Below are 3927 nucleotides of genomic sequence, written 5' to 3'. Positions count from 1 at the left end.
CCGGAACCCCTCCCCTAGCCCCCTCCCGCGAGGGAGGGGGGACTCATTCTTCTTCCGGCCGACGTCGTTACCCGCCTTCCCGCAGGACACGACACAATGACCGGCAATGGCTCGTCCATTCCCGAGCGGGCCGAGGTCCTGGTGATCGGCGGCGGCATCAACGGCATCAGCACCTTCCGCGAGCTGGCGCTGCAGGGCATCGACGTGGTGCTGGTCGAGCGCGACGATTTCTGCTCCGGCGCCAGCGCCGCTTTGTCCCGCATGGTGCATGGCGGCTTGCGCTACCTGGAGAACGGGGAGTTCCGGCTGGTCCGCCAGTCGCTGCAGGAGCGCGACCGGCTGCTGCGCAACGCGCCGCACTACGTCTCGCCGCTGCCGACGCTGGTGCCGGTGACGGCCAGGGTTCGCGGCACGCTGGCGACCATCGGCGCCTTCCTCGGCATCGCCGACCGGCCGCAGGCGCGGCCCGGGCTGATGATCCGCACCGGCCTCGCCCTCTACGACCTCTTGTCCTGGCGCAGCCGGACCATGCCGCGGCACCGCGGCATCGGCCGGGCGAAGCTGCAGCGCCTGGCCAAGGGCATCACCCGGCGGGCGGTGGCCGGCGTGCTGTATTACGACGCCCGTGTCACCCATCCGGAGCGGCTGGGCATCGAGCTGGTGCTGGACACCGAGGCCGAGACCGGCGCCCGCGCCTTCTCCTACACCGAGATCACCGGCCGTGACGGCGACGGCCTGGCCTGGCGCGACCGGATCACCGGCGCCAGCGGGCGGATCGCGCCGCGCGTGGTGGTCAACGCCACCGGCGCCTGGGTCGACCTGGTCGGCGGTGCGATCGGCCCGGCCAGCAACCGCCGCCGCGTCCAGGGCACCAAGGGATCGCATCTGATGATCCGCAACCCGGCGCTGCAGGAGGCGCTGGGCGACCGGATGATCTATTTCGAGAATGGCGACGGCCGCATCTGCATCGCCTTCAACCACGCCGGCGCCGCCATGGTCGGGTCCACCGACATCCGGATCGACGACCCGGACGATGCGGTCTGCCTGGACGACGAGAAGCGCTACATGCTGGAAGCGCTGGGCGGCATCTTCCCGGATCTCGCGGTGCGTGAGGACGAGATCGTCCACGTCTTCACCGGCGTCCGGCCGCTGCCGGTCAGCGACGACGAGGCGACCGGGCGGATCAGCCGCGACCATGCGGTCGAGGTCGACCCGCCGGGCGCGCTGCCCTTCGCCGTGCTGACCCTGATCGGCGGCAAATGGACCACCTTCCGCGCCTTCGGCGAGGAGGTCGCCGACCTGGCCCTCGCCCAGCTTGGCCGGCCGCGCCGGGTCGACACCCGCGACCTGGCGATCGGCGGCGGCCGCGGGTTTCCGCGCGAGGCCGGGGCACGACAGCGCTGGCTGAAGGAGCAAGCCGGTGCGGCGGGCCTGCCGCTGGCGCGCTTCCGGGAACTGAGCGAGCGCTACGGCAGCCGCGCCGTCGCCGTCGCCCGCTTCCTCGGCCAGGGGCCGGACGCGCCGCTGGCCGCCGCCCCCGACTATTCGCGGCGCGAGCTGCAATGGCTGATCGAAACCGAACGGGTGCGGGACATCGGCGACCTGCTGCTGCGCCGCACCCTGCTGGGGATGGAAGGCCGGATCACCCCGGCCCTGGTGGCGGAGGCCGGCGATCTGGTCGCCGCCGCCCTCGGCTGGAGCGAGGCCGAGACCGCCGCCGCCGCCGCCCGCTTCGACGACATCATGGCCCGCCGCCACCGCGTGGTGCCGGCCGCGCAACACTGATGGGGTTTCCGATGTATGTGACCAAGAAGGTCCGCCTGAACCGGCTGATGCGCAACGGCCGCTGCCTTGACGTCGCCATCGACCACGGCGTCTGCAACGAGCCGTCCTTCATGGCCGGGCTGGAGGACATGGCGGGCGTCGTCCGCATGCTGGCCGCGGCCGGGCCGGACGCGATCCAGATGAATTACGGCCAGGCCGACCTGCTGCAATCGATGCCCGGGCAGAACCGGCCGGCGCTGGTGATGCGGGTCGACATGGGCAACCCCTACAACCGCCAGCGCCATCGCGAGATGTGGGCGGTGCTGCAGAACGAGGCCGACCCGATCCTGCCGGCGCTGCGGCTTGACGCGGTCTGCGTCGTGGTCAACCTGTTCATGCTGCCGGACGAGCCGGGGCTGTTCCGGCAATGCGTGCAGAACATCAGCCGCCTCGGCAACGACTGCGAGAAATACGGCATGCCGCTGATGATCGAGCCGCTGGTGATGCAGCCGAACGAGCGCGGCGGTTACCTGGTCGACGGCGACACCGAGAAGATCGTCACCCTGGTGCGGCTGGCGCGCGAGCTCGGCGCCGACATCGTCAAGGCCGACCCGACCGACGACCCGGCCGATTTCCGCCATGTGGTCCAGGCGGCGCGCTGCCCGGTGCTGGTGCGCGGCGGCGGCAAGGCCGACCTGCGGCGCGTGTTCGACACCTCGGCCGCACTGATGGCCCAGGGCGCGCATGGCATGGTCTATGGCCGCAACATCTACCAGCACGACAATCCCGGCGCCGTGGTGGCGGCGCTGATGGCGATGATCCATGACGGCGCCGATGCCGACGCTGCCTGGTCGATCTACCGCAGCGGAGGCGGGCGATGAGCGCCTGGCTGGGCATCGACGCCGGCAACACCGGGGTCAAGGCGCTGCTGTTCGACGATGCGGGGCGCGAGCTCGCCTGCGCCCATCGCGACACCGGCGGCCACAGCCCGGAGCCCGGGATGGTCGAGCGCGACATCGGCCGGCTGCGGACCGACCTGGCCGGCCTCGTCCGCGAGCTCCTGGACAAGAGCGGCCTGCACGGCCGCGACATCGCCGGCATCGGCACCTCGGGCCATGGCAACGGCCTCTACCTGCTCGACGCCGAGGGCGGGCCGCTGGCGGCGATCCAGTCGCTCGACAGCCGCACCGCCGGGCTGGTCGAGGAGTGGACGGCCGGCGGGGTGGGGAGGCCGCGGCGGCGATCTGCCTGCAGCGCCCCTGGCCGTCGCAGACCCCGGCGCTGCTGGCCTGGATGGCGTGGCACCGGCCGCAGGTCCTGGACCGCGCCGCCCATGTGCTGATGTGCAAGGACCTGGTGGTCCATGCCCTGACCGGCCGGGTGGCGACCGACGTCACCGACATGGGCGGGGCCGGGCTGCTGCGCCTGCCCGACAACCGCTACGATGACGGGCTGCTGCAGGTTTACGACCTCGGCGGCGTCGCCGCCAAGCTGCCGCCGCTGCACTGGCCGACCGACCGGGTCGGCGGGGTCTCGGCGGAGGCCGCAGCGCGCACCGGCCTGGCCGAGGGCACGCCGGTGGTGGCTGGCTTCTTCGACGTGGTGGCCAGCGCCGTCGGCGCCGGCGTCACCCGGCCAGGCCAGGCCTCGATCATCCTCGGCACCTGGAGCATCAACCAGGTGGTGGTCGACGCGCCGCTGGACGGGGTGTTCATGTCGGCCGGCATGGCGCCCGGCCGCTTTCTGTCGATGGAGAATTCCGCCACCTCGGCAGCCAACCTGGAGTGGCTGGCCCATCACCTGCTGGCCCAGGATGCGCGGCGAGCGGGCGGCAGCGCCTTCGCCCTGGCCGACGCCCTGGCCGCGGCGGCGGCGCCCAAGGCCGACGGGCCGATGTACCACCCCTATCTTTACGGCGCAGCCGGCGATCCGTCTGCCCGCGCGGGGTTCTTCGGCCTGGCCGGCTGGCACGACGGCGGCGACATGGTGCGGGCGGTGTTCGAAGGCGTGGCCTTCGCCCATCTCGCCCATGTCGACAAGCTGCTGGCCGCGGGAGCCAAGCTGCGCGGCATCACCATCTCCGGCGGCGGCGCGCGCAGCCCGGTCTGGCCGCAGATGATCGCCGATGTGCTGCGCATGCCGGTCAGGGTCGCGGCGCAGGCC

The 3927-nt window shown here is 72.4% G+C and carries 4 protein-coding genes; all 4 read left to right on the top strand.

The annotated features are described in order from the left end of the window. The first annotated feature begins 96 nt into the window (after positions 1 to 96). Positions 97 to 1785 carry a glycerol-3-phosphate dehydrogenase/oxidase gene (locus P409_RS28720; protein ID WP_034846490.1) on the top strand — a complete coding sequence of 563 codons (1689 nt, stop codon included), beginning with the start codon at positions 97 to 99 and terminating at the stop codon, positions 1783 to 1785. A gap of 11 nt (positions 1786 to 1796) precedes the next feature. Beyond that, positions 1797 to 2645, top strand: a complete 849-nt coding sequence (locus P409_RS28715; protein WP_034846488.1) for a class I fructose-bisphosphate aldolase — start codon at positions 1797 to 1799, stop codon at positions 2643 to 2645. Next, positions 2642 to 3106: an FGGY family carbohydrate kinase gene (locus tag P409_RS40990; RefSeq protein ID WP_052121517.1), complete on the top strand. Its 465-nt coding sequence runs from the start codon at positions 2642 to 2644 to the stop codon at positions 3104 to 3106. Before P409_RS28715 ends, P409_RS40990 begins: the two co-directional genes overlap by 4 nt. Next, positions 3058 to 3927, top strand: an 870-nt coding sequence (locus tag P409_RS28710; RefSeq protein WP_274519185.1) for an FGGY-family carbohydrate kinase, incomplete at its 3' end; no start/stop codon positions are given. The genes P409_RS40990 and P409_RS28710, both read left to right, overlap by 49 nt.

Source organism: Inquilinus limosus MP06, assembly GCF_000767795.1.
Classification (GTDB): domain Bacteria; phylum Pseudomonadota; class Alphaproteobacteria; order DSM-16000; family Inquilinaceae; genus Inquilinus; species Inquilinus limosus_E.
This window is presented reverse-complemented; position numbering and strand designations above follow the sequence as displayed.

Bases quoted from the DNA above. Each gene is read 5' to 3' on its own strand.
- P409_RS28720 (WP_034846490.1), top strand. From the start codon at position 97: ATGACCGGCAATGGCTCGTCCATTCCCGAGCGGGCCGAGGTCCTGGTG.
- P409_RS28715 (WP_034846488.1), top strand. From the start codon at position 1,797: ATGTATGTGACCAAGAAGGTCCGCCTGAACCGGCTGATGCGCAACGGC.
- P409_RS40990 (WP_052121517.1), top strand. From the start codon at position 2,642: ATGAGCGCCTGGCTGGGCATCGACGCCGGCAACACCGGGGTCAAGGCG.